The 25149-nt window shown below is 74.9% G+C and carries 18 protein-coding genes and 1 pseudogene; 4 read left to right on the top strand and 15 right to left on the bottom strand.

From position 1 onward, the window contains the following. Positions 1–34: 34 nt before the first annotated feature. Both NHH00_RS11040 and NHH00_RS11035 read right to left on the bottom strand, forming a co-directional pair. Complete coding sequence (locus tag NHH00_RS11040; protein WP_253052042.1) at positions 35–883, bottom strand: hypothetical protein; 849 nt, start codon at positions 881–883, stop codon at positions 35–37. A gap of 36 nt (positions 884–919) precedes the next feature. Continuing rightward, positions 920–1807: an HdeD family acid-resistance protein gene (locus NHH00_RS11035; protein WP_253052040.1), complete on the bottom strand. Its 888-nt coding sequence runs from the start codon at positions 1805–1807 to the stop codon at positions 920–922. 169 nt (positions 1808–1976) lie between these two features. Between NHH00_RS11035 and NHH00_RS11030 the strand changes: the two genes are divergently transcribed. After that, positions 1977–4796 (top strand): flippase-like domain-containing protein, encoded by a 2820-nt coding sequence (locus NHH00_RS11030; protein WP_253052038.1) that lies wholly within the window; start codon positions 1977–1979, stop codon positions 4794–4796. 19 nt (positions 4797–4815) lie between these two features. On the opposite strand, the gene NHH00_RS11025 is transcribed toward NHH00_RS11030, so the two are convergent. Further along, positions 4816–5142, bottom strand: coding sequence for a hypothetical protein (locus tag NHH00_RS11025; RefSeq protein WP_253052035.1), 327 nt, complete (start codon positions 5140–5142; stop codon positions 4816–4818). A gap of 256 nt (positions 5143–5398) precedes the next feature. On the opposite strand from NHH00_RS11025, the gene NHH00_RS11020 reads away from it, so the two are divergent. Beyond that, entirely contained in the window at positions 5399–7000 is a 1602-nt protein-coding gene (locus NHH00_RS11020) for a Re/Si-specific NAD(P)(+) transhydrogenase subunit alpha (RefSeq protein ID WP_253052033.1), read from the top strand. Continuing rightward, positions 6997–8409, top strand: coding sequence for a Re/Si-specific NAD(P)(+) transhydrogenase subunit beta (gene pntB / locus NHH00_RS11015; protein WP_253052031.1), 1413 nt, complete (start codon positions 6997–6999; stop codon positions 8407–8409). The genes NHH00_RS11020 and pntB overlap by 4 nt, the downstream gene beginning before the upstream one ends. Positions 8410–8481: 72 nt before the next feature. Here the strand turns inward: pntB and NHH00_RS11010 are convergent, their stop codons facing one another. The 10 genes and pseudogenes from NHH00_RS11010 to NHH00_RS10965 all read right to left on the bottom strand — a co-directional run bounded on the left by NHH00_RS11010 (position 8482) and on the right by NHH00_RS10965 (position 22676). Beyond that, positions 8482–9069, bottom strand: coding sequence for a hypothetical protein (locus NHH00_RS11010; protein ID WP_253052029.1), 588 nt, complete (start codon positions 9067–9069; stop codon positions 8482–8484). A 62-nt stretch (positions 9070–9131) separates the two neighbouring features. After that, positions 9132–11387 carry an immunity protein Imm33 domain-containing protein gene (locus NHH00_RS21055; protein ID WP_253052027.1) on the bottom strand — a complete coding sequence of 752 codons (2256 nt, stop codon included), beginning with the start codon at positions 11385–11387 and terminating at the stop codon, positions 9132–9134. A gap of 74 nt (positions 11388–11461) precedes the next feature. Then, the gene (locus NHH00_RS11000; protein WP_253052498.1) at positions 11462–12325 is read right to left on the bottom strand and encodes an HpcH/HpaI aldolase/citrate lyase family protein; all 864 of its coding nucleotides are present in this window, start codon (positions 12323–12325) and stop codon (positions 11462–11464) included. 164 nt (positions 12326–12489) lie between these two features. Then, positions 12490–12981: pseudogene (locus tag NHH00_RS10995) on the bottom strand (MaoC family dehydratase); the annotation flags it as partial. A gap of 131 nt (positions 12982–13112) precedes the next feature. Then, the gene (locus NHH00_RS10990) at positions 13113–14288 is read right to left on the bottom strand and encodes an acyl-CoA dehydrogenase family protein (RefSeq protein ID WP_253052025.1); all 1176 of its coding nucleotides are present in this window, start codon (positions 14286–14288) and stop codon (positions 13113–13115) included. Then, positions 14285–16870 carry an ATP-binding protein gene (locus NHH00_RS10985; RefSeq protein ID WP_253052023.1) on the bottom strand — a complete coding sequence of 862 codons (2586 nt, stop codon included), beginning with the start codon at positions 16868–16870 and terminating at the stop codon, positions 14285–14287. The genes NHH00_RS10990 and NHH00_RS10985 overlap by 4 nt, the downstream gene beginning before the upstream one ends. A 4-nt stretch (positions 16871–16874) precedes the next feature. Beyond that, entirely contained in the window at positions 16875–18530 is a 1656-nt protein-coding gene (locus tag NHH00_RS10980) for a carboxyl transferase domain-containing protein (protein ID WP_253052021.1), read from the bottom strand. Next, positions 18527–20284 carry a dihydrolipoamide acetyltransferase family protein gene (locus NHH00_RS10975; protein WP_253052496.1) on the bottom strand — a complete coding sequence of 586 codons (1758 nt, stop codon included), beginning with the start codon at positions 20282–20284 and terminating at the stop codon, positions 18527–18529. The genes NHH00_RS10980 and NHH00_RS10975 overlap by 4 nt, the downstream gene beginning before the upstream one ends. Next, on the bottom strand, positions 20284–21357 hold the full coding sequence (locus NHH00_RS10970; protein ID WP_253052019.1) for an alpha-ketoacid dehydrogenase subunit beta: 1074 nt from the start codon (positions 21355–21357) through the stop codon (positions 20284–20286). Before NHH00_RS10970 ends, NHH00_RS10975 begins: the two co-directional genes overlap by 1 nt. After that, the gene (locus tag NHH00_RS10965; protein ID WP_253052017.1) at positions 21354–22676 is read right to left on the bottom strand and encodes a thiamine pyrophosphate-dependent dehydrogenase E1 component subunit alpha; all 1323 of its coding nucleotides are present in this window, start codon (positions 22674–22676) and stop codon (positions 21354–21356) included. The genes NHH00_RS10970 and NHH00_RS10965 overlap by 4 nt, the downstream gene beginning before the upstream one ends. Before the next feature lie 253 nt (positions 22677–22929). Here NHH00_RS10965 and NHH00_RS10960 point away from each other — a divergent pair, with 253 nt between their 5' ends. Next, complete coding sequence (locus tag NHH00_RS10960) at positions 22930–23406, top strand: Lrp/AsnC family transcriptional regulator (protein ID WP_253052015.1); 477 nt, start codon at positions 22930–22932, stop codon at positions 23404–23406. A gap of 55 nt (positions 23407–23461) precedes the next feature. Here the strand turns inward: NHH00_RS10960 and NHH00_RS10955 are convergent, their stop codons facing one another. Continuing rightward, positions 23462–24505 (bottom strand): glycosyltransferase family 2 protein, encoded by a 1044-nt coding sequence (locus NHH00_RS10955; protein WP_253052013.1) that lies wholly within the window; start codon positions 24503–24505, stop codon positions 23462–23464. Continuing rightward, positions 24502–25140: a hypothetical protein gene (locus NHH00_RS10950; protein WP_253052011.1), complete on the bottom strand. Its 639-nt coding sequence runs from the start codon at positions 25138–25140 to the stop codon at positions 24502–24504. The genes NHH00_RS10955 and NHH00_RS10950 overlap by 4 nt, the downstream gene beginning before the upstream one ends. Positions 25141–25149: the final 9 nt, after the last annotated feature.

Below are 25149 nucleotides of genomic sequence, written 5' to 3'. Positions count from 1 at the left end.
GCGGCGCCGCTTCGCGACTCCTGGGACGCCGCGGTCAGGCGATCCCGAACGCGCCCGTCTCCAGGTCGACCAGATGGGTCTCGCGGTTGCCGTAGTCGACGCCCCAGGTGGGCGTGGACAGCTCGAGGTAGTACGGCGTGAAGCCGCCCGGGAGCGAGTCGACCATCGCCTCGGACGTCCCGCCGAGGTGGTCGTCCGCCCAGGGGCGCTCCTCCTCCGCCGGCCCGGTCCAGTCCTCGTCCCACGGCGAGACCCAGCCGTCCTCCTCCCGGCCCGGGGCGAGACCCGCGTTCGGGTCGTCGACCCTCGGGACGAGGTAGGCCCACCGGGTGACCGTCATGTCCTCGCCGCGACGCGTGCCGAGCGGCGGGTCCCACGCGTTCTGCCCCTCGTCCGTCGCGACGTGCTCACCGGGACGACGGGTGTCGGGCGGGGCGGCCGTCGGGCCGGCCGCGAGCTCCTCCTCGGTCAGCCAGACCAGGGCGAAGCTCTGGCCGATGATGTCGCTGAGCACGAGCGCCTGCGGGTGCTGCCGGGCCGCACGCAGGTCCACGACGAACGGGTCGTCCGGGTCGCTCGCGTCGTGCTCGGTGGCGAACTGCCCCTCGCCGAGGAAGTACGCCACGCCCGGGAGCCCGGGGCCCCGACGCTGGTACTCGGCCGGCAGCCGCAGCGTGACGGCGTGCCGCATCGGCAGCCCGGTGCTCGGGCTCCGCGGCCACGTCCGCGGCTCGATCCCCGGCCCCGCGTCGCCGATCCACCCCCAGGCGGCCTCGCCCCAGGGCGCGACGGGCGGCGGCAGCAGGTCCGTCGTCCCGACCGGTGACCCGTCCACCGCGTCCTGCGGGGTCAGGCCGAACAGGATGTCGTACGCAGTGACCACCGGTGCTCCTCGTTCTCGACGGACAGCGGTCACATGCTAGGGCAGCCGTCCCGCTCCCCCGCGCTCGTCCGGCTCCGACCCGCGCGCCGGCCCGGGCGACGACTCCGCCCCCGGCGAGGGCGACGGGGCCGGCGAGGGCGACGGCGACGGGGCCGCGCTCGGGTCGCGCGGCGTCGGCCCGCCCGTGGCCGACGGCGGGGCGACGCCCGGGTGAGCGGCGGGCGCGCCGAGCACGGACCCGCCCGTCACGACGACGCCCGCCGCGACGGCCTGCGCGCGCAGGTCCGCGAGCTCGCGCGCGACGGCGCGCACGGCGAAGCCCGACACCACGTGGATCGCGCCGGTCACGAACGCGTACAGCGCGAACACGACGGTGACGAGCCGCAGCACGTCGAAGGCGTCGAGCGGCCGCGTGACGAGCAGGACCCCGAACAGCACCGAGACGATCCCGACCGCGAGCATCCAGGCCCAGCCCAGGTCGCGATTGCGGACGAGCGCGGCGGCCCCGGCGATCGTGGTGATGCCCAGCACGAGCACCCAGACCGCGAGCACGTAGTAGAGCGCGGTGGCGGTGAGGTCGGGCCAGAGCGCCACGACGACGCCGAACACGACGTTGACCCCCGCCTGCGCGAGCCACCACGCCGACCCGACCTGCCGGCGGTGCACGAACCCCTGCACGGCGACGAGCACGCCGTCCGCCACGAGGAACGCGCCGAGCACCACGCGCAGCGTCCCGAGCTGCTCCAGCGGCTCGATCATGAGGAGGAGGCCGAGGACGACGAGGAGGCTCCCCCGCACCACGGGCAGCCACCACACCTTGCGGAAGGGGTTGCGCTCCTGCCCGTTCGCGTCGGGCGTCTCAGGGCGGTCCGGACGGTCGGCCCCGTCCGCGGTGCCGTGCTCCGTCGTCGTGCCACGTGCCATGCCGACCTCCCGGGTCCGGTCCTCCGCCCATGCTAGGGAGGCCTTGCTCACACCCGCCCGCCGAGCGGGGGCCGCGAGCCGTCCAGCATGCGGGCGAACCGGGCGAATCACCCGGAGGAATCGGCCAAATACCGCGCCTCCTCAGGGGCCCCGACCTAGACTCGCTCGCATGGCCTCCCCCGCCCCCGAGCCGAGAGAGCGCGCCGCTCCCCACGTCGGCGCGGTCGTCGAGGTCGGCTCGCTGGCACGGGCCGAGCAGGCGGAGCCCCGCCCCCAGACCGGCGCGCTCGAGGCCCTGCTCGCGCGTCGGGGGCACGACGACGCGGGCACGGTCCGCGTCGTCGACACGGCCGAGCAGCGCGTCCGGCACCCGATCGACCTCGTCAACCTCGTGCTGTGCGCGGTGGGCGTCGTCGTCGTCCTGCTCATGTCGGTGTACGCGCACGGCACCACGGCCGGCGTCGCGGAGGACGTCCGCAGCTTCTCGGACCTCCTGTACAACATCCTGTTCATCCCGGTCGCGGTGCTCGAGGGTCTCATCACGCTGTTCGTGCCGATCGCCGTCCTCACCGAGCTCGGCGTCCGCCGGCTGGGGCGCCAGGTCGTCGAGTCGATCGTCGCGGCCGCGCTCGGCCTGCTCCTGGGCGTGCTGGCCGTGCTGGCGCTGCGCGCGTGGGGCTCGGACGACCTCGTCCGCGGGCTCTCCGTGTACTCGCGGGGCGAGTGGCGCCTGACGATCCCGGGCTACGTGGCCGCGATCGGCGGGCTGCTCACCGCCGCGGGCACCCGTACCCGGCGACGCACCGTCAAGTGGTCGTGGAACCTGCTGTTCGTCGCGATCGGCGTCGTGCTCATCACCGGCCAGGTGTCGCTCCCGGGCATCATCATCACGCTGCTCCTCGGGCGCATCGCCGGGCTCGCCGTGCGGTACGTCTCGGGCGTGCGCAGCGAGCGCGCGTACGGGCCCGACCTCGTGGCCGGCGTCCGGCGCGCCGGGTTCTCCCCCGCGGCCCTCGTGCGCGTGCGCGACGTCACCGACGACGAGGAGCTCGCCGAGGCGGCGGACGACCCCATCACCGAGGTGGACGCCGAGGGGCGCATCACCGCCGAGGTGCACGTCGGCGTCCTGCGCGCACCCGGCGCCACCGACGACGCCGGGACGGTCCTCACGGCCGACGCCGCGCTCGCCGCGCAGCACCTCGGCTCGGCCCCGCACCCCGACGAGGCCGGGGCGTCGGACGGGGCGAACGGGACGAACGGGCAGACCCCCGCGACGGAGTCCCAGGACGCGCCGTCCGACTCGGCGGCCATCGCGCTGACGCGCGCGGGCGACAACCGCGTCTACGCGATGCTCGCGGAGGACGGCGTGCGGCGTGACGTCGTCGTGCTCGACGGCGACCGGCAGGTCGTCGGCTTCCTCGCCCGGTTCTGGCGGTCGCTGCGCCTGCGCGGCAGCGAGGGACGCGCGGCGATCTCGCTGCGCGCGGCGGCCGAGCGCACCGCGCTGCTGTCCTACGCGGCGCGCGCCGCGGGCGTCCGCACCCCGCGGCTGCTCGGCATCGGCGAGTCCGCGGACTCCATGGTCCTGGTCCAGGAGCACGCGACCGGCGCGGTCTCGCTGCGCGACCTCCCCGTCGAGGACCTCACGGGCTCGGTGCTCAACGAGGCGTGGCGCCAGCTCCGGCTCGCGCACGCGGCGGGCATCGCGCACCGCGCGCTGACGTCCGACGTCATGCTGGTCTCGCGCGAGCCCGCGACGGGGGCCCCGCAGGTCTGGCTCACCGGGTGGGAGCAGGGGGACATCGCGTCGTCCGAGCTCGCGCGCCGCATGGACCTGGCGCAGATGGTCGCGCTCCTCGCGCTGCGCGTCGGGGCGCGCCGGGCCGTCGAGTCCGCGGTGAGCGTCCTGCCGGACGACGACATCGCCGCCATCGGCCCGCTGCTCCAGCCCGTCGCGCTGCCGCCGAGCACGCGCGAGGAGATCCGGCAGAACAAGGAGCTCCTCAAGGAGCTGCGCGCCGCGCTGGTCGAGCGGCTGCCCGAGGCGAGCATCGAGCCGCAGCGCATCACCCGGTTCGGCGCGCGGACGATCCTCACGCTGACCCTGACGATCGTCGCGGTGACGGTCGTCGTCACGACGATCAACTTCGACCAGATCACCGAGGCCGTCTCGTCGGCGAACCCCTGGTGGGCGGCCGTCTCGTTCCTGCTCGGGATCGTCACGTGGTTCGGCGCCGCGCTCACGCTCGTCGCGTTCGCGTCGAAGCGGCTGCCGCTCTGGCGCGTCACGCTCACCCAGGCGGCGGGCTCGTTCGTCGCGCTCGCCGCGCCCGCCGGCATCGGCCCGGCGGCGCTCAACCTCCGGCTCCTGACCCGGCGCGGGATCTCGACCCCGGTGGCGGTCGCGACGGTCGCGCTCGTCCAGGTGTCGCAGTTCGTCGTGACGATCCTGCTCCTCGTCGTGCTGTCCGTGGCCACCGGCGACGGCGGGCTCGTCCAGCTCCCGTCGACGACCGTGCTCCTCGCGATCGGCGGCGTCGCGCTCGCCGTCCTGGCGACGCTCCTCGTGCCGGCCGTGCGGGCCTGGGTGCTCGCCAAGATCCGCCCGACGATCCAGCAGGTGTGGCCCCGGCTGTCCGAGATGCTGGGCCAGCCCGGGCGGCTCGCGCTCGGCATCGCGGGGAACGTCGTCATGACGCTCGGCTACGTCCTCGCGTTCGACGCCGCCCTCGCCGCGTTCGGGCAGGAGCTCTCGCTCGTCGAGGTCGCGGTCATCTACCTCGTCGGGAACGCCGCGGGTGCGGCCGTCCCGACACCCGGCGGCCTCGGGGCGATCGAGGCCGCCCTCATCTTCGGCCTGACCACCGCGGGCGTCCCCGCCGCGCTCGCGACGTCCGCGACCGTGCTCTTCCGCGTCGCGACCTACTGGGCCCGCATCCCGATCGGCTGGGCCGCGATGCGGTACCTGCAGAGGAAGGGCGACCTGTAGCCCGGGGGACCGGCCCGGGTCAGCCCTGGGGGGCGTCGGCGACCTTCACGTCGACGTGGTACTTCGTCCCGTCGACGTCGGACAGCGTGACGGTCGTGTCGTAGACCTCCCCGGACGCCGGGTCGGTGAGCTCGCACTCGACGACCTCGCCGTCCACCAGGTCGACGTTCTCCTCGCCGCAGTCGACGTCCGCCTCGCCGATCTCGGCGAGCGCGCCCTCCGCGTCCTGCGCGATCTTCGAGGCCGGCACGGTGAGGTTCGCGCTGACGGAGCACGCGGCGAGCGCGACGGTGCACAGCGCGACGACGGGCGCGAGGACGGCGGTACGGGTGGTGGTGCGGCGCATGGTTCCCCCTGGGTCTGAGCGGATGGCGCCCCGATCCTCGCGGACCCGGCGCCGGGGGCGCCACCTCGCGCGATGGTGAGAACTCCCCGCCGCTCCCCGCCGCGGCGCGACGAGCGCCGACCAGGTCGAGGCTCGCCCGCCCGGGGACGTTCGACCCGGGACGACGCGGGCGACCCCCGATAGGCTCGCGGCGCACCCGCCGTCGTCCCCGGTCGCGCGGGCGCCCACGATGCTCGACGAGGTGAGGAGCCCGCACGTGAGGATCGGTGTCCCCCGCGAGGTGAGGGACGGGGAGCGGCTGGTCGCCGCGACCCCGCGCACGGTCGAGCGCCTGCGGGCGCTCGGGTACGAGGTGGTCGTCGAGCACGACGCCGGCGCGGGGGCCACGTTCTCCGACGCCGCGTACGAGGCGGCGGGCGCCACGGTCGTCGACGCCGCGGCCGCGTGGGGCGCCCACGTCGTCACGGCGGTGAACGCGCCGACGGACGCCCAGGTCGCGCTCCTGCGCCCGGGCGCGACGCTCGTCGCGATGCTCGGCCCCGCGAACGACCCCGACCTCGTGCAGCGCCTCGCCACCCGCGGCGTCACCGCGCTCGCGCTCGACGCCGTGCCCCGCATCTCGCGCGCGCAGGCCCTCGACGTGCTGAGCACGCTGTCCAACGTCGCGGGGTACCGCGCGGTCGTCGAGGCGGCCGGCGAGTACGGCGGCATGTTCGCCGGGCAGGTCACGGCCGCGGGCAAGACGCCGCCCGCGAGGGTCTTCGTCATCGGCGGCGGGGTCGCGGGCCTCGCCGCGGTCGGCGCGGCGGCGAGCCTGGGCGCGCAGGTGCGCGCGTTCGACGTGCGGTCCGAGGCGGCCGAGCAGATCGAGTCCATGGGCGGCACGGCCGTGCGCGAGCCCGCGGCGCAGCAGGGCATGTCCGCCGACGGCTACGCGAAGCCGCTCACGCCCGAGCAGGAGGCCGCGGCCCTCGCGGTGTACGCGCGCGAGGCCGCCGAGGCCGACGTCGTCATCACGACGGCGCTCGTGCGCGGCCGCGCCCCGCGGACCCTCACGGCCGATGCGGTCGCCGGGATGCGCCCCGGGAGCGTCGTCGTCGACCTCGCGGCCTCGGGCGGCGGGAACTGCGCGCTCACGGTGCCGGGCGAACGCGTCGTGACGGAGAACGGCGTCGTGGTCGTCGGCTGGACCGACCTCGCCGGGCGCCTGCCCCAGCACACGTCGCAGCTCCTCGGGACGAACGTCGTGCACCTGCTGGAGCTGGTCACGCCCGGCAAGGACGGCGAGCTCGCGCTCGACCTCGACGACCCGGTGCAGCGCGGCATGACCGTCGCGCGCGACGGCGAGGTGCTGTGGCCGCCGCCGCCCGTCGCGGTGAGCGCGGCCCCGGCCCCGGGGTCGACCGCGCCACCACCCGACCCCGCGCTGGAGGCCGCGGCACGCGAGCGGGCCGCCGCGGAGGCGGCGTCGGCCGCGAGCCTGAGCCGCCGTCGTCGGACCGTGGGCGCCGCGCTCGCCGCGGTGCTCGTGACGCTCGCGCTGTCGTTCGCGCCGCCGTCGCTCGTCGGGCACGTCACGGTGTTCACGCTCGCGGTGATCGTCGGGTACTACGTGATCTCGAACGTCACGCACTCGCTGCACACGCCGCTGATGGCCCAGACCAACGCGATCTCCGGCATCATCCTCGTCGGCGCGCTCCTGCAGATCGGCTCGGACGACTGGGTCGTCACGACGCTCGCGCTGCTCGCCGCGACCGTCGCGAGCATCAACATCTTCGGTGGCTTCCTCGTGGCGAACCGCATGATCCGCATGTTCCGCAAGGACGCCCCGGCGCGTGCGCAGGAGGTGGCCCGATGACCGCGACGTCCGTCGCCCAGGCGGTCTACGTCCTCGCCGCCGTCCTGTTCGTGCTGAGCCTCGCGGGGCTGTCGAAGCAGGAGTCCGCGCGCCGCGGCAACGTGCTCGGCATGGTCGGCATGGTCCTCGCGCTGGCCGCGACGATCGTGCTCGCGCTCGGCACGAGCGCCCGGCCCGTGCTCGTCACCGCGCTGCTCATCGCGCTCGTGCTCCTCGTGGGCGCGGCGGTCGGGACGTGGCGCGCGCGCCGCGTCGAGATGACGCAGATGCCGGAGCTCATCGCGATCCTGCACAGCTTCGTCGGCGCCGCGGCCGTGCTGGTCGGCTTCAACTCCTACCTCACCGCGCAGGCCGCTGGGTCCGACGACGTCGCGCACCTCGTGGAGGTCTCGCTCGGCGTGCTCGTGGGCGCAGTGACGTTCACCGGCTCCGTGGTCGCGTTCCTCAAGCTGTCGGGGCGCACGCGATCGGCCCCGCTCCAGCTCCCCGGCCGGAACCTGCTCAACCTCGCGGCGCTCGTCGTGAGCCTGGGGCTCGTGGTGTGGTTCGTCGTCGCGCCGTCGATCTGGCCCCTGCTCCTGCTCACGGTCGTGTCGCTCGCGCTCGGCTGGCACCTCGTCGCGTCGATCGGCGGGGGCGACATGCCCGTCGTCGTGTCGATGCTCAACTCGTACTCCGGCTGGGCCGCCGCCGCGGCGGGCTTCATGCTCGGCAACGACCTGCTCATCGTCACCGGAGCGCTCGTCGGGTCCTCCGGTGCGATCCTCAGCTACATCATGTGCCGGGCCATGAACCGGTCGTTCGTGTCCGTCATCCTCGGCGGGTTCGGAGCCGAGGAGGGCGCCGCGCCCGCCGGGGGCGGCGAGGGCCCGCAGGGCGAGCACCGCGAGGTGAGCGCCGACGACGTCGCGGCCCTCCTGCGCGACGCCCGCAGCGTCGTCATCACGCCGGGCTACGGCATGGCGGTCGCCAAGGCGCAGTACCCCGTCGCGGAGCTCGTCGAGCTCCTGCGCGACGGCGGTGCCGAGGTCCGCTTCGGGGTGCACCCGGTCGCGGGTCGCCTGCCCGGGCACATGAACGTCCTGCTCGCCGAGGCGCGCGTCCCGTACGACATCGTGCTGGAGATGGACGAGATCAACGACGACCTGGCGGACACGGACGTCGTGCTCGTCATCGGCGCGAACGACACCGTGAACCCGGCCGCGCTCGACGACCCCGGCTCCCCCATCGCGGGCATGCCGGTGCTGCACGTGTGGGAGGCCGGGCAGGTCGTCGTCTTCAAGCGCTCGATGGCGGCCGGCTACGCCGGGGTGCAGAACCCGCTGTTCTTCCGCGAGAACACGGGCATGCTCTTCGGGGACGCGAAGCAGCGGGTCGAGGACATCGTGGCGGCGCTGCGGGTCGGCTGACGCGCGTCTCGACCCGCGCGGCGTCGCACCGGACCCGCGGTACCGCCGTGCCGCCGTGCCGCCGTGCCGGGATCAGCCGAGCACGCGCTCGCGGACGTGGCCGAACGTGAGCGACGGCAGGGTCTCGAGCGCGCCGTGCGCCGCGACGTAGTCCTTGAGGTCGCCTCGGAAGACGACGCGGCCCGGCAGGTCGAGGAGCGTCTGCGGTCGCACCTGCCACCGCTCGACGCCGAGGTCGCACACTCCCGCGCCGTGCAGCACGTGGTAGACGAACTCGGAGCAGAAGAACCGGTCCTCCACCTCGTGGCCGCGGCCGAACCGGGCCCCGACGAGGCCGCGCACGTTGTAGGAGAACGCGTGCGAGTCCAGCAGGAACTCGGTGATCCGCACCCGGATCGCCTCGTGCTGCTCCGGCGTCACGGGGACCGCGAGCACGACGCCGGGCACGACGTCCATGCCGCGGTACAGGCCGTCGTCGAACCGCTCGCGCCGGAAGCACCCGACGAACGGGTTCCCGGCCCGACGGCGCCCGAAGCTGAACATGAGCTCGAGCCCCGGATCGAGCGCCAGGGAGGAGTGCGTGAACTCGTCGCGGGTCGCCAGCGCGATCGTCCGCGACAGGACCGTACGGCTGCGGGACAGGACGACGTAGACGTTCACGCGAGTGACCATACGATGCCCGGGCCCGCAAGTGGAACGGGCTGTGAGCGTCTTTTGTCCGGTCAGTCCGCGGCGAGCGCTCCGACGACCTGCTCGGCGAGCTGCGGCGGGAACTGCGCGGCGGCGTCGCGCACGTCGAACCCGAGGTCCTCGGCGAGCGCGAACGCCCGGCCGGCGCGGGCCGAGTCGGGCAGGGACCCGTCCCCCGTGAGCATCATGACGCCCGCCGTGAACGCCGCGCGGCCGTTGCCGCGGTCGCCCGCCGCGAGGTAGAGCTCCAGGGCGCGCGCGGAGTCCCGCGGACGGCCCCGACCCGTCGCGTGCTCCGCCGCGAGGTTGTAGAGCGCCCGCGGGTGGCCCGCGTCCGCGGCCTGCTCGAGGAACGCGCGCGAGCGCGCCTCGTCCACGGGCGTGCCCTGTCCGGTCGCGGTGAGGACGGACAGCTCGAACAGCGCGTCGGCGTTGCCGCGGCGCGCCGCCTCCTCGTGGTCCGCGACGGCCGCCGCGGCGTCCTGCGCGAACCCGTAGCCGTTGTAGCGCATCCACCCGCGCAGCACGTGCGCGCCGCCGTCAGGGTCGTCCTCGGCGAGCCGGTCGACCCGCTCGGCGGCCTCCGCGGCGAGCGGCAGCCGGCGGAAGTACGCCTCGCGCACCCAGGACGTCGCCGCCTCGCGCGACACCGCGTCCGCCCCGCCCGCGTCGGCCCTCCGGTACGTGTCGACGAGCACCTGCTCCGCGTCGGCCGGCAGGAGGCCGATCATGTGCTCGTTGCGGACGAACGCGTCGCGCAGCCCGTGCGCGGCGGCCAGCACCCGCTCGCGGCTCGCGGCGCGGTCGTCGAGCGCGTCGCGCGCCGCCTCGTAGGCGACGCTCCCCCGAGGGCGGGTGGTGCCCGACGTCGACGCCCCCTGGCCGGTCGCGCTCGCCGACGCGTCACCCGCCGACGAGGAGGCGGCCGCGGCGTCGGCTGCCCGGGCGTCGCCGGTCCCCGTGCCCGTCGCCGGAGCGGGTGCGCCCGTCGCCGTCCCCTGCTGCGCCGCTGCGGCCGCGTTCGCCGCGTCGCGCGCGTCGGCGTCCCAGACGAGCTCGCCGTCCGGGTTCCAGATCTGGTTCGTCCGGTTCTTCGCCCACACCGCCCGGAAGCCCTCCGGGAGCGAGAGGTAGCGCACGAGGTGCGGCGCCCGGCGGTACAGCTCGTGCGCCGGCACGGGAACGAGGCCGCCCCGAGGCTGCGCGGCGATCGACTTCACGACCCACCCCGACGCCCCGTCGCCCACCGGCCGGGTGCGCTCGACGAACATCTCCGGGGCGTCGTACACGTCGTTGTAGACGAGCACGGTCTCCGTGAAGCGCGTGCTCTTCGAGCCGACCTTGCAGAACGCGACCATCTCCCGCTGCTGCCGGTAGGTGTCGAGCATCGGGTCGACGTCCCAGGTGAGCGTCGAGATCCCGTCCTTCGTGAGGTCCGTGACGGCGACGCGCAGGTCGTCGCCCGACGCCGAGAGGACGACCCACCAGAAGCCGTGCCAGACCTGGTAGCCCTTCACGACCTTCTCCGCGGGCAGGGTCGCGACCCAGTCCAGGAACGACTGCGCCGTCGGGGCGAGGAACGGCGTCGTCTGCGTCCACACGCGGCGACCCGTGGCCGACCGGACGTCGAGCACGACCCGCGCGGGCGCCGTCGTCGGCGTCCCGTCCGCCCACCAGCGCACCGCGTCCGCCGCGGGCGGCGGCCACGCGGTGCGGCCGTTGGCGATCGGGTCGAGCGCGAGCACCTGCTCGCCGTCGAAGTACGCGACGTACCAGTGGCCCGGCCCGTGCGCGCGGTCCACGCCCACGACGACGAACGCGCCCTTGCCGCGGGCGCGCAGCCGTGCGGCGATCTCGTCCGGCGTCGTCTGCTCGAACGCGCCGCCGACGAGCTCGGCGAGCTCTGCCTCGCTCGGGCCGACGGGCGTCGCGGGCTGCGCCGGCTCTCCGCGCAGGATCCCGACCATCGAGGCCACCGCCGACGCCGCGTGGTTCACCGGGAGGGTCGCGGCGTTCGCGTCGTTGCGGTGACCGGCGTGGAACGCCTCCACCATCTGGGCCTGCGTGAAGCATGACTCCCGCACGTACGCCGAGCCGTCGAACCCGACGATCGCCTGCGCGCCCCCGCGACCCGGGGTCCACACGTGGAACCCGCCCGGGACGACCTTGTGGTGGCGCGCGACCGTCGCGACGTCGACGCCGAGCAGCGTCGCGGCCCGGTCGGCGAGGTGCGGGAAGCCCTCGGTCCAGTGCTGCTCCTGCGGGTCCGGGGCGTTCACGTCGGTCACGGGGAGAGGCTATGCGGCGCCCCCGACGCACCGCACCGCCCCGGCATGGGGACCGGTCCCCATGGGAGCACCGCTCAGGTGGCCGCCCGGCGCAGCACGGCCTCCGCGTGGCGCAGCACGGGGCCGTCGACCATCCGGCCGTCGTGCGTGAAGACGGCGTCCGGGCCGCCGGGGTTCGCGGCCGCCGCGTCGAGCAGCGCCCGCGCCGCGGCCACCTCCTGCGGCGTCGGGGCGTAGGCGGCGCGGATCACGGGGACGTGGCTCGGATGGATGCACGCGGTCGCGGCGAACCCGGACGCGGCGGCGTCCTCGGCCTCGGCCCGCAGCCCGTCGAGGTCGCCGACGTCGACGTGCACGGCGTCGACCGCGGCCTTGCCCGCGGCACCGGCGGCGAGCAGGACCGCCGACCGCGCGTGCCGCGCGACGTCGCGGTACTTCCCGTCCGGACGCCTGCTCGACGTCCCGCCGAGCGACGCGACGAGGTCCTCCGCGCCCCACATGAGCGCGACGACCTCGGGTCGCCGGGCGAGCTCGGGCGCCGCGAGCACGCCCGCCGCCGTCTCGCACAGCGCGAGGACCCGGACACCCGGGAGGGTGGCCGCGAGCGCACCGAGCGAGCCCAGCAGCTCCGGCCCGGCCTTGGCGACCATGACCGTGCGCAGCCGCGTGTCCGCGAGCGTCGCGACGTCGAGCGCGTGCTCGCGCGTCCCGACGGCGTTGACCCGCACGACCGTCCGCGCCGGGTCCAGCGTCGCGGACGCCTCGACGACCGCCCGCCGCGCGGCGTCCTTCGCGGGCGCGGCGACGGCGTCCTCGAGGTCGAGGATGACGGCGTCGGCGCGCTCGGCGGCCTTGCCGAACCGGTCCGGCCGGTCGCCGGGGCAGAACAACAGCGCCGGCCCGAGTCCGCACCCGGGCGACCCCGCGTCGTCGGGCACGGTGCGGGGCACGCCGACGGCGTCGCTCACCACGCGCCCTCCTCGTCGCCGCGCTCCAGGACGGGGTCGTGAGACCCGCTCTCGCCGCCGAGCCCTGGATCCCTCCCCACGCGGGCGCCGGGCTGGGGAGCGATCCCGGGTTCGGCAGCACCGGGGTGCCCGGCCCCGGGTGCTGCGGATGCCGCCTCGTGGGCGGCTCGGGTCCAGAAGAGCGCGGTGCGGACGGCGCGTGCGACGAGGACGCCGTCCTGGTTGAGTCCGCGGTGCTCCAGCGTGACGACGCCCTGGCCCGGGCGCGACGCCGACAGCCGCTTCTCGACGACCTCCGTCTCCGCGTACAGCGTGTCGCCGTGGAACAGCGGCTTCGGGAACTCGACCTCGCGGAAGCCGAGGTTCGCGACGATCGTGCCCTGCGTGACCTGCCCGACCGACAGCCCGACCAGCGTGGACAGCGTCATCATCGAGTTGACGAGGCGCTGCCCGAACGGCTGCGTCGCGGCCCACGCGGCGTCGAGGTGCAGCGCCTGGTGGTTCATCGTGAGCGTGGAGAAGACGACGTCGTCCGCCTCCGTGAGCGTGCGGCCGGGCCGGTGGCGGTACACCACGCCCGTCTCCAGCTCGTCGTAGTACAGGCCCCGCTGGACCACCTCGCGCATGCTGCTCCTCCCTCCTCACCTCGGCCTCGGCGACGTCCGCCGAGAACGACCTCACCCGCCGTCGAGCACGACATGAAGGACGGAAAGAGGCGGATAACGTCCTTTATGTCGTGTTCGGCGTCGGTCGTGGCCTAGCCGTCCAGGCCCAGGCTCCTCGCGATGACCATCAGCTGCACCTCGGTGGTGCCCTCGCCGACCTCCAGGACCTTCGCGTCGCGGTAGTGGCGGGCGACCGGGTTCTCGTTGAGGAAGCCGTAGCCGCCGAAGATCTGCGACGCGTCGCGCGCGTTCGCCATCGCCGCCTCGCCGCCGACGAGCTTGGCGACCGACGCCTCCGCCTTGAACGCCTTGCCGCGCACGAGCTTCTGCGCGGCGTCGAGCCACGCGAGCCGCGCGGTGTGGACGCGCGCCTGCATGCGGGCGAGCGTGAAGGCGACGTGCTGGTTCTCGCCGATCGAGCGCCCGAACACGACCCGCTCCTTCGCGTACCGCAGCGCCTCCTCGAGGCAGCCCTGCGCGGCGCCGGTCGCCAGCGCGGCGAACGCGATGCGCCCCTCGTCGAGCGCGCGGAGGAAGTTCGCGTACCCGCGGCCGCGCTCGCCGAGCAGGTTGCCGGCGGGCACGCGCACGTCGGTGAGCGTGAGGGGGTGCGTGTCCGACGTGTGCCACCCGACCTTGTCGTACGACGGCCCGACCTCGAGCCCGGGCGTGCCCGCGGGGACGATGATGCTCGACAGCTCCTTGCGCACCTCGCCGTCCTGGCTGACGTGCTCGTCCGTGACGGCCGTGATCGTCACGAGGCTCGTGATCGGCGTCCCCGAGTTGGTGATGAACTGCTTGGAGCCGTCGATCACCCACTCGTCGCCGTCGAGCCGTGCGGTCGTGCGCGTGCCGCCCGCGTCGGAGCCGGCGTCGGCCTCCGTGAGCCCGAACGCCGCGAGCGCCCGCCCGGCGAGGAGGTCGGGCAGCCAGCGCTCCTGCTGCTCGCGCGACCCGTGCCGGAAGATCGGCACGATCCCCAGCCCGACGCCCGCCTCGAGCGTCACCGCGATGGACTGGTCGACGCGCGCCAGCGCCTCGACGGCGAGGCACAGCGACACGTAGTCCTGGCCCTGACCGCCGATCTCGCGCGGGAACGGGAGCCCGAACAGCCCCAGCTCCCCCATCTGCGCGATGATCTCCATCGGCAGTCGGCGCTCGGTGTCGTACCGGTAGGCGGCGGGCGCGACGACGCTGTCCGCGAAGTCGCGCACCACCTGGCTGAGCTTCCGCTGCTCGTCGTCGAGCAGGACGTCGGCCTCGATCATGATGCTCCCTGGGTGTCGGGTTGCGGGACCGGGGCGGCGGGGTCTGCCGCGCCGGAGTCGTGGGGGTGGACGACAGCGACCACCTGGTCCCGGCGCACGAGGTCGCCGGGGCGCACGCGCACGTCGGCGACGCCGTCGTGCGGGGCGAGGAGCGGGTGCTCCATCTTCATGGCCTCGACCGTCACGAGGACGGCCCCGGCGGCGACCGGCTCGCCGTCGGCGGCAACCGTCACCACCGTGCCGGGCATGGCGGCCCGCACCTCGGGGTCGGTCGTGCCGGGCGCGTCGCCGCGGGCCCGACGGCGCTCGTCCCGCGCCCGTGCGGCGCGCTGCTCCCGGTCCGGGGCGGCCAGGGCGACGGTCCGCCCGTCGCGCCACACCCACACCGTCGCGGGCTCGCCGTCGGCGGACGGCACGTCGAGCGCCAGCCGCACGCGCTCCCGGACGCCGTCCACGGTGAGCCACCACGCGCCGTCGGCCCCGGCGTCACGCTCGATCGACGCCCGCACCTCACGCGGCCGCGCGGCGCCGGGTCCCCACCCGCCGTCGGTGTCGCGCGCCGGCGGACACTGCACGACGGCGTCCCGCGCCGACCCGGAGACCCGCACCTCGTGCACACTCCCGGCGGCATCGACCAGCACGACCCGCCACGGCGCGGCGGCCGCGTTGAGCCGCCACCCGTCCCTGACCCGCCACGGATCGTCGTCGCCGGTCCCCGCCGCCCCGCCGAACCCGGGGTGGTCGCGCGAATCGTCAGCGAACCTGTCGACAACCCCGGATTCGGCACGGCGCGGGGTTGTCGCGAACAGCGCCGCGGCCACGAGATCGACCCACGCGGCGTCGTCGGACAACGAGCCGACCTCCGGGGTGAGGACCCGGGGGGTGTGCGCTCCGTCGTGCTCGGCGGGCGAACCAACCTCCGAGGCGAGGGGACAGCGGGTGTGCATGCTGTCGTGCTCGGCGGGTGAGCCGACCGCAGAGGTGAGGGGTCGGGGGGTGTGCGCGCCGTCGTGGTCGGGCCTGGCGGGAGCGCCCGAGGAACGAGGGCGCGGATGGTAGACGGCGCGCACACCCCCCGACCCCTCACCGGACCCGACCACAGACCCCGACGACGAACCGGAAGACACGAGCCGGTCGATCAGCCCCGTGTCGAGCCGCCCCGCCCGTACGTCACCGTCCGCGAGCAGAGACCGCAGGAACGCCGTGTTCGTCTCGACCCCCAGCACGACCGTCCGCGCGAGCAGCCCGTCGAGCCGGTCGACGGCCTCGTCGCGCGTCTGTCCCCACGCGACCGCCTTGGCGAGCATCGGGTCGTAGTGGCCGCCGACCACCGTCCCGGTGGCGATGCCGGAGTCCAGGCGCAGCGGCGACGCACCGGGCCCGGACGGGACGCCGCCGTCGTCGTAGACCAGCACCGACCCGGTGGCCGGGAGGAACCCGCGCTCGGGCGACTCGGCGTAGAGGCGCGCCTCGACGGCGTGGCCGCGGAGCACGACGTCGTCCTGCGCCACGCCGAGCGGCGCGCCCGCCGCGACGCGCAGCTGGAGCGCGACGAGGTCGAGGCCGGTGACCATCTCGGTCACGGGGTGCTCCACCTGGAGGCGCGTGTTCATCTCGATGAAGAAGAACTCGTCGGGGCGCGCGGCGGGGACGAGGAACTCGACCGTCCCGGCGCCCACGTACCCGACGGACCGCGCGACCTCGCACGCGGCCTTGCCCATGCGGGCGCGCTGCTCCGCGGTGAGGAGCGGCGACGGCGCCTCCTCGACCACCTTCTGGTGGCGGCGCTGGAGCGAGCATTCGCGCTCGCCGAGGTGGACGACGGTCCCGTGCGTGTCGGCGAGCACCTGCACCTCGATGTGGCGCGGTGCCTCGACGAGCCGTTCGAGCAGCAGCGTGTCGTCGCCGAACGACGACGCGGCGACCCGGCGCGCGGACGCGAGCGCGGTCGGCAGGTCCTCGGCCGTCCGCACGACGACCATCCCCTTGCCGCCGCCCCCGGCGGACGGCTTGACGAGCAGCGGGAACCCGACGTCGCCCGCGGCGGCCAGCAGGTCGTCGTCGGACATCCCCGGCTCGCCCGCCCCGGGCACGACCGGCACGCCCCGGGCGCCGACGAGGCGCTTGGCGGCGAGCTTGTCCGCCATCGCGTCCAGGGCGTCCACGCCCGGCCCGACGAACGCGATCCCGGCGCGCTCGCACGCTCGGGCCAGCGCCGGGTTCTCGGACAGGAAGCCGTAGCCGGGGTGGATCGCCTCGGCCCCGGTCGCGACGGCCGCTGCGACGACCGCCTCGACGTCGAGGTAGCTGCGCGCGGCGGAGGCCGGGCCGATCCGGACGGCGAGGTCCGCCTCGCGCACGTGGCGGGCGTCGGCGTCGGCGTCGGAGAAGACGGCGACGGACCGCACGCCGAGGCGACGCAGCGTGCCGATCACGCGGCACGCGATCTCGCCGCGGTTCGCGACGAGGACCGTGCGGAACCCGGGACCGCCGCCGGGCTGGTCCGTGCGCTGGTCCGCCGGGCGCTCGGACGGTCGGTCCGCCGTCCGGGCGGGCGCCTCGTGGGGGGTGTCGGAGGTCATCGGCTCACATCCGGAAGAGGCCGAACCGATCACCGGTCCAGGTCTCGGCGAGGGGCGTGCGCGCGCACACGCCGAGGGCGAGGCCGAGCACGCGGCGCGTGTCGGCGGGGTCGATCACGCCGTCGTCCCACAGGCGCGCGGTCGCGTAGTAGGGGCTGCCGTGCTCGTCGTAGTCGGCGCGGATCCCGGCGGAGAACGCGGCCTCCTCGTCGGGGTCCCACGTCTCACCGCGCGCGGCGAGCTGGTCGCGCTTGACGGTCGCCAGCACGGACGCGGCCTGCGGACCGCCCATGACGGAGATGCGGCTCGCGGGCCAGGACCACAGGAAGCGCGGGGAGTACGCGCGCCCGCACATCGAGTAGTTGCCCGCCCCGAAGGACCCGCCGACGATCACGGTGAGCTTGGGGACGCGCGTCGTCGCGACGGCGGTGACCATCTTGGCGCCGTCCTTCGCGATCCCTCCCGCCTCGGCGTCGGTGCCGACCATGAACCCGGAGATGTTCTGCAGGAACAGCAGGGGGATCCCGCGCTGGTCGCACAGCTCGACGAAGTGCGCTCCCTTGAGCGCCGACGCCCCGAACAGCACGCCCTGGTTCGCGAGGACGCCCACGGGGTGCCCGTGGATCCGCGCGAACCCGGTGACGAGCGTGTCGCCGTACTCGCGCTTGAACTCGTCGAACCGGCTGCCGTCGACGAGCCGCGCGACGATCTCGCGCGGGTCGTACGGAGCTTGTACATCGGTCGGGACCGCACTGTACAAGCCTTCGCTCGTCGTTCCCTGGCCGGGGGCGCGGGCGTCGTCGTGCCCGACGGCGGGCGGCACGCTCGCCGCGACGTCCCACGCGGGTGCAGGGTCGGGCGGGAGCGTCGCGACGATGCGGCGCACGGTGTCGAGCGCGTCCTCGTCGTCGTCGGCGAGGTGGTCGACGACGCCGCTGCGACGCGCGTGGAGCTCGCCGCCCCCGAGCTCCTCCGCGGTCACGACCTCCCCGATCGCCGCCTTCACGAGCGGCGGGCCGCCGAGGAAGATGGTGCCCTGGTCGCGCACGATGACCGTCTCGTCGCTCATCGCGGGAACGTAGGCGCCGCCGGCCGTGCACGACCCGAGCACCGCGGAGATCTGCGGGATCCCCGCCGCCGAGAGGCGCGCCTGGTGGTAGAAGATCCGGCCGAAGTGGTCGCGGTCCGGGAACACCTCGGCCTGCCGGGGCAGGAACGCGCCGCCCGAGTCGACGAGGTAGACGCACGGCAGGCGGTTCTCGAGCGCGATCTCCTGCGCGCGCAGGTGCTTCTTCACCGTGAGCGGGTGGTACGTGCCGCCCTTCACGGTCGCGTCGTTGCACACGACCATGACCTGCCGCCCGCTGACGACCCCGATACCCGCGACGACGCCCGCGGCCGGCCACGCGCCGTCGTCCACGCCGTACCCGGCGAGCGGCGCGATCTCGAGGAACGGGCTGCCCTCGTCGAGCAGGCGGTCGACGCGGTCGCGCGGGAGCAGCTTGCCGCGCGACACGTGCCGGTCGCGCGCCGACGCCGGCCCCCCGCGCGCGACGGCCGCCGTGCGCTCCCGCAGCTCGCCGGCGAGCGCCCGCTGCGCGGCGTCGTTCGCCCGGGCCGCGTCCGACCCGGGCTCGACGGCGCTCGTCAGGACGGTCATCCGGTCACCCCTCCCTGCCGAACCCGGGATCGCTCCCCACGCGCGGCCGATCCTGGGGAGGGATCCAGGGTTCGGCCGAGCGCGGTGCCACCTGTGGGGGGCGGACCGTTCGCCAGGAGGGCGAGGGCCGGGTCCTCGAGCAGGGCGCCGAGGTCGGCGAGGAAGCGCGCGCCCTGCTCGCCGTCGACCACGCGGTGGTCGAACGACAGGCTCAGCGTGACGACGTCGCGCAGCGCGACCTCGCCGTCGTGCTCCCAGGGCCGACGGCGCACCGCGCCCAGGCCGAGGATCGCCGCCTCCCCGGGGACGAGGATGGGCGTGCCCGCGTCGACGCCGAACACGCCGACGTTGGTGATCGAGATCGTCCCGCCGGTGAGGCGCTCGGGCGTCGTGCGGCCGTCGCGCGCCGTGACCGTGAGGTCGGTGAGCGCGGCGGCGAGGTCGGGCAGGTCGAGGTCCTGCGCGTCGGGCACGTGCGGCACGACGAGCCCTCGGTCGGTCGCGACCGCGATCCCCAGGTGCACCCGTCGGTGCCGCATGATCTCCGCCGAGCCGTCGGCGAGGTCGCGCCACGCGCTGTTGAGCGCGGGATGGCGCGGCAGCACGAGGCACAGCGCACGGGCCGCGAGCGCCAGGACGGTGATCCGCTCGCCGCGCGCGAGGCGATGGGTGCGCAGGCGTTCCAGGAGCTCGACGCTGCGCGTCACGTCGACCGTGAGGAACACCGTCGCGTGCGGCGCCGTGAACGCGCTCGCCACCATCGCCGCCGCGGTGTGCTTGCGCACCCCCCGCACCGGCACGACCTCGGGCTCGAGCCCGGCCCGCGCGTCGACGCCGGCGGCCGCCGAGACGGGAGACGTGGCCCCTCGTCCGAGCCCTCCCGGGGCCACGTCTCCCTTCTCGTCCGCGGTCGCCGACGGAGCGTCGGCCGACGCGGCCGAGCCGGTCGAGGCGGCCGAGGCTGCCGAGGCTGCCGAGGCTGCCGAGGCTGCCGAGGCGGTGAGCGTGCCGTGGACGTCGCGCGGCGGGCGCGCGACGTCGCGGTGGCAGCTCACCGCGGCGAGGACGTCCTCGCGGGTGATGAGCCCGTCCGGACCCGTGCCGTCCACGCGGTCGATGCGCACGCCGAGCTTCTTAGCGAGCGCCCGCACCGGCGGCGTCGACCGGGGCCGCTCGCCGACCCGGCCGGGCGTCGCGTCGGCGTCGAGCCCGGGATCCGTCCTCACGATCGGGACCGCCTGGGGAGCGACCCCGGGTTCGGCCGGCTCGGGCCGGCCCCCGGCGCGCCCAGCAGCAGACACGGGAGCCCGACGGCGGCGCGTGGGCCTGCCCGCACGCTCCGGCGCGGCCCCGTACCCGACGAGGTTCGGCTCTGGCCCGTCGTCGTCCCCCTGCTCGCCGAGCCCGGGGTCTCTCCTCACGGGGACGGCCGTGTGAGGAGCGACCCCGGGTTCGGCAGCCTGGGGTGTCGCGGGCGGGGCACTGTCCCCGGTCGGGGCGGCAGGGGTGCCGTCGTCGATCTCGAAGGTCACCAAGGGGGCGCCGACGGTGACGGTCTGGCCCTCCTCCGCGTGCAGGGACGCGACGACGCCCGTGTACGGGGACGGGAGGTCGACGAGGGCCTTGGCCGTCTCGACCTCGGCGATGACCTGGTTGAGCTCGACGTGGTCGCCCGCATGGACGTGCCAGCTCACGATGTCGGACTCGGTGAGGCCCTCCCCGAGGTCGGGGAGGCGGAACTCGCGCATCGTCATCATCGGGCCACCGCCTCGACGGTGCGGGTCGCGCCGGGCGACCGGGGAGCCCCGACCGAACCGGCGTCGGGCACGGACGACGGCACGAACGGCTCGACGCGACCCAGGACGCGGTCGACGCCGTCGAGGATGCGGTCGAGGTCGGGCAGGTAGTGGCCCTCGAGCTTGGCGGGCGGGTACGGAATACCGTGACCCGTGACGCGGACGGGCGCGGCCTCGAGGTACTCGAAGCAGCGGTCGGTCACGGTCGCGGCGATCTCCGCGCCGAGCCCGGCCTGCCGCGGCGCCTCGTGCGTCACGACGACGCGACCCGTCTTGCGGACGGACGCCGCGACGGTGTCGTGGTCGATCGGCGAGAGCGAGCGCAGGTCGATCACCTCGACGGACACGCCGTCGTCCGACGCGGCGACGGCGGCGTCGAGCGCGGTCCCCACGAGCCCGCCCCACGTGACGAGGGTGACGTCGTGGCCGTCGCGCACGACGCGCGCCCGGTCCATCGGCAGCGGGTCGACGGGATCGAGGTCGACCTCGCCCTTGAGGTGGTACCGGCGCTTGGGCTCGAAGAAGATCACCGGGTCGTCGCACGCGACGGCCTGGCGGAGCACGGTGTACGCGTCCTGGGGGTTCGCGACCGACACGACGCGCAGCCCGGCCGTGTGCGCGAACAGCGCCTCGGGCGACTCCGAGTGGTGCTCGGCCGCGCCGATGCCGCCGCCCACGGGGATGCGGATCGTGATCGGCAGGCGCACCTTCCCGCCGGTGCGGGCGTGCATCTTCGCGAGCTGGGACAGGATCTGGTCGAACGCGACGAACACGAAGCCGTCGAACTGGATCTCGCACACCGGCCGGTAGCCGCGGTACGCGAGCCCGACGGCCGTCCCGATGATCCCCGACTCCGCGAGCGGCGTGTCGAGCACGCGCCGCGGCCCGAACTCCGCCTGGAGGCCGTCGGTCACGCGGTAGACGCCGCCCAGGCGGCCGACGTCCTCGCCCATGACGACCACGCGGTCGTCGTCCGTCATCGCGCGGCGCAGCCCCGCGCCGAGCGCCTTCGCCACGGTGAGGGTGCTCATCGCGCCACCCCCGTCACGGTCCCGGTGCCCGACGCCGCCCGGTCGCCCGCGGCGCCCGGCCCACCCGCGCCGTCGTCCCCGTCCCCGAACGACGCCAGGTAGTGCGCGTACTCGGCGCGCTCGCGCTCCAGCGCGTGGTGCGGCTCGGCGTAGACGTGGTCGAAGAGCGACAGCGGCGGCGGGTCGGTGAGCGCGACGCACCCGGCACGCAGCTCGGCCGCCGCGGCGTCGGCGACGCCCTGCACCCGGGCCGCCCCCGCGTCGTCGAGCACGCCGACGGAGCGCAGGTACGCCTCGAACCGCGCGATCGGGTCGCGCCCGGTCCACTCCTCGACCTCCGCGGCGTCGCGGTACCGCTTCGGGTCGTCGGCCGTGGTGTGCGGGCCCATGCGGTAGGTGACGGCCTCGATCAGCGTCGGGCCGCCGTCGTGGCGGGCCCGGTCGAGCGCGGCGCGCGTCACGGCGAGCACCGCGAGGACGTCGTTGCCGTCCACGCGCACGCCCGGCATGCCGAACCCGCGGGCGCGCTCGGCGAGCGGGACGCGCGACTGCAGCGCGACCGGCTCGGAGATCGCCCACTGGTTGTTCTGGCAGAAGAAGAGGACGGGCGAGCGGTACGTGGACGCGAAGACGAACGCCTCGTTGACGTCGCCCTGGCTCATCGCGCCGTCGCCGAGGTACGCGACTCCCACCGGGAGCCCTGCGGACGCATCGACCCGGCCCGCGTCGACGTCGTTCTGCACGCCCATCGCCCAGCCGGTCGCGTGGAGCGTCTGCGCGCCGATGATGACCTGCGGCGACGCCATGCCGATCGCGTAGGGGTCCCAGCCGGAGACCGCGACGCCGCGCCACACGCGCACGAGGTCGACGAGCTCGGCGCCGCGCACGCGCGCGACCGCGTGCTCGCGGTAGGAGGAGAAGACGAAGTCGTCGTCGCGCAGCGCGCGCGCCGAGCCGACCTGGGCCGCCTCCTGCCCGAGGAGCGGGGGCCAGAGCGCGAGCTCGCCCTGCCGCTGGAGGGCCGTCGCCTCGGCGTCGATGCGGCGCGCGACGACCATGTCCTCGTAGAGCCGCAGGAGCGTCGTCCGGGCGGCCTCACGCGCGGCCTCGTCGGGCGCCGCGGGGTCGAGGTCGGCGAGCCACCGGTCGAGCTCGGGTTCCGGGAGCCGCGTGCCGTCCTCGGTCAGCACGCGCAGGGTCGGGGTCGTGCCCGACGGCGTGTCCCCGACGTCCCGGGGGGCGTCACCGGCGCGGGGCGGCCTGCCCGGAGCACCCGCGCGCCGGGCGGCGGGCGTGTCCGGGCGCACGTCGTGGGCCATGGTCTTCCGGTCTGCTCGTGCGTCGCGCGGGGTTGCCGCCCGGTGACCGTTCTGCGCCTTCGGCGGGGTCGCCGCCGTCGGTCCGGTCCGCACCGCAGGTTCGCTGGGCATCGTCGCCACCTCACCTCGGGGAGCCGGTCCTCACCGTCGAGGACCGAGGTAGGGCGAACGTAACCCCTGCCACGCACATGGCTCCACCGACCTCCGACACGCTGCGCAGTGTGACCGCCGTCACTCGGCTAGGGTGAGCAGCATGCACAGCGCCGACGCTGTCGACCTCGACCTCCTGCTCGCCCTCGCCGACGACCCGCGGGCGACGATCGTCGCGCTCGCCGACCGCCTGCGGATCTCCCGCAACACCGTCGCCGCACGCCTCGCACGGCTCGAGGCCGAGGGCGCGTTCCTCGCGCTCGACCGGCGGATCGACCCGCACGTGCTCGGGCACCCGCTCACGGCGTTCGTCGAGGTCCAGGTGCGGCAGAAGGAGCTCGCCCGGATCGTCGACGACGTCGCGCGCATCCCCGAGGTCGTGCAGGCGTTCGGGCGCAGCGGGACGGCCGACCTGCGCGTCACCGTCGCGTGCCGCGACACCGACCACCTGTTCCGCATCGACGCGGCGATCCTCGCGATCGACGGCGTCGAGCGCACGGAGACCTCGCTGTCGATGGGCGAGCTCATCCCCTACCGCCTGCGCCCCCTCATCGAGCAGCAGCGTCGCGGCGCTCGCTGACGCGGACGGCTGCGCGTCCACGGCGACGCCGCTCCGGGCGTCGGGCCGCGGGACGTCAGCTGAAGCCGATGGCGCGCTGCGCGACCCGGTAGGCCAGGACGGTCACGCGCCGGCCCGCCGGGCCGGGGAGGTTGGCGATCTGCCCGAGGCCCGACCAGCGCACCTGGTGGTAGAGCTCGGGGTCCTGGGCGCGCAGGCGCGACCAGAGCCGTTCCTTCTCCACGAGGCACGCGGGCGTCCCGGCGCGGACCAGCAGGATCGACGACACCGCGCAGATGATCTCCACGTAGTGCAGCAGGTAGCGGCGCAGGCGCCGGTCGGCCACGGGCGTCCGGGAGACGTGCTCGAGCATGAGCCAGTTGACGCGGAGCTGCTGGTCGAGGCGCTGGAGCATGACCGCCTCGTGCACGGACTGGTCCTCGCGGCCGATGAAGTACCGGTAGAGGTCGACGTCGAGGTAGTACAGCGTGCGCACGTGCGCGAGCGGGACGAGCGCGTACAGGTTGTCCACGTAGAACGTGTGCTCGGGCAGCCGGAGGCCCGCGTCGCGCAGCACCTGGGTCCGGTACATCAGCGCGTGCATCATCATGTACTGGCGCTTGGCGAAGCGGCGGGTCTGCGACCACGTGAGCACGCGCCCGCGCGGCAGGGCGCCGCGGTACCGGACGGCCGTCTTCACGCGCTTGCCGACCTTCTCGTACACGAAGTTGCTCACCAGCAGGTCGACGGGCTCCCCGCCGGGGGTCCCGGCGTCCACGAACCGGCGCACGAACCCGCGCAGCGTCGCGAGCACCTGCGCCAGCGCGGCGCGGTCCACCCAGTCGTCGGCGTCCACGACCTTGAGGTACTCCCCGCGCGCGTGGTCGAGTCCGGTGTTGATCGCCGACCCGTGCCCGCCGTTGGCCTTGCGGAGCACGTGCACCTCGCCCGGGTGCCGGTCGGCGTAGCCCTGCGCCAGCGCGGCCGTGCCGTCGGTCGAGCCGTCGTCGACGACGAGGACCTCCACCTCGGGCCCGAACCCGACGAGCGAGTCGAGCGCGCGTGCCAGGTAGGGCTCGGCGTTGTACGCCGGGACCACGACGGTCAGGAGCGGGGTCACGACGCACGCACCTCTCCGGCGTGCTCCGCCTCCGGCGTGGCCGGCACCTCGGGCACCTGCTTGAAGATGACCTTGAAGATCGGGAAGAACACCCAGAACGAGATCGCCGCGTTGATGATCATCGTCGTGAAGTCCGCGAGGGTCTCGCCCGCGGCGCCCAGGCCCCACGTGTCGATGAACAGCTCGTAGATCGGCGTCTTGTACAGGCCCTGCGCGGCGGCGGCGGCGACGGAGATGACGACGTACGCGATGGTGTACCAGAGCGCGGCCTTCGCGACCGACGAGTTGGACTTGAACGTGATGTTGCGCTGAGCGAAGAAGTTGATCACCTGCGCCACCAGCAAGGTGATCTGCACGGCGAGGAAGTATGCCAGCCCACCGCCACCGCCCGGGAGCGGGCCGGCGGCGTAGTCGAAGACGTAGTACGTCGACCCGTCCGGGTTCGTCCCGATCGGCCAGACCTGGAACGCCACGTCCACCAGGGCGGTCATGCCGAAGACCCACTTGATGAGGGGCATGAGCGCGAGCTGGAGCACGGTGATGCCGTTGCTCAGCACGAAGAACACGACGAACTGGGCGGTCCCGGGGCGCTTCTCGGAGAACCGGCGCCAGGCGTCGCGGAGGCGGGTGAACATGGGTCTTCC

The sequence above is a fragment of the Cellulosimicrobium cellulans genome, assembly GCF_024124905.1.
In the GTDB taxonomy this organism is placed as follows: domain Bacteria; phylum Actinomycetota; class Actinomycetes; order Actinomycetales; family Cellulomonadaceae; genus Cellulosimicrobium; species Cellulosimicrobium cellulans_G.
The sequence above is the reverse complement of the archived record's forward strand: the minus strand, read 5'-3'. Positions and strand labels throughout refer to the sequence as shown.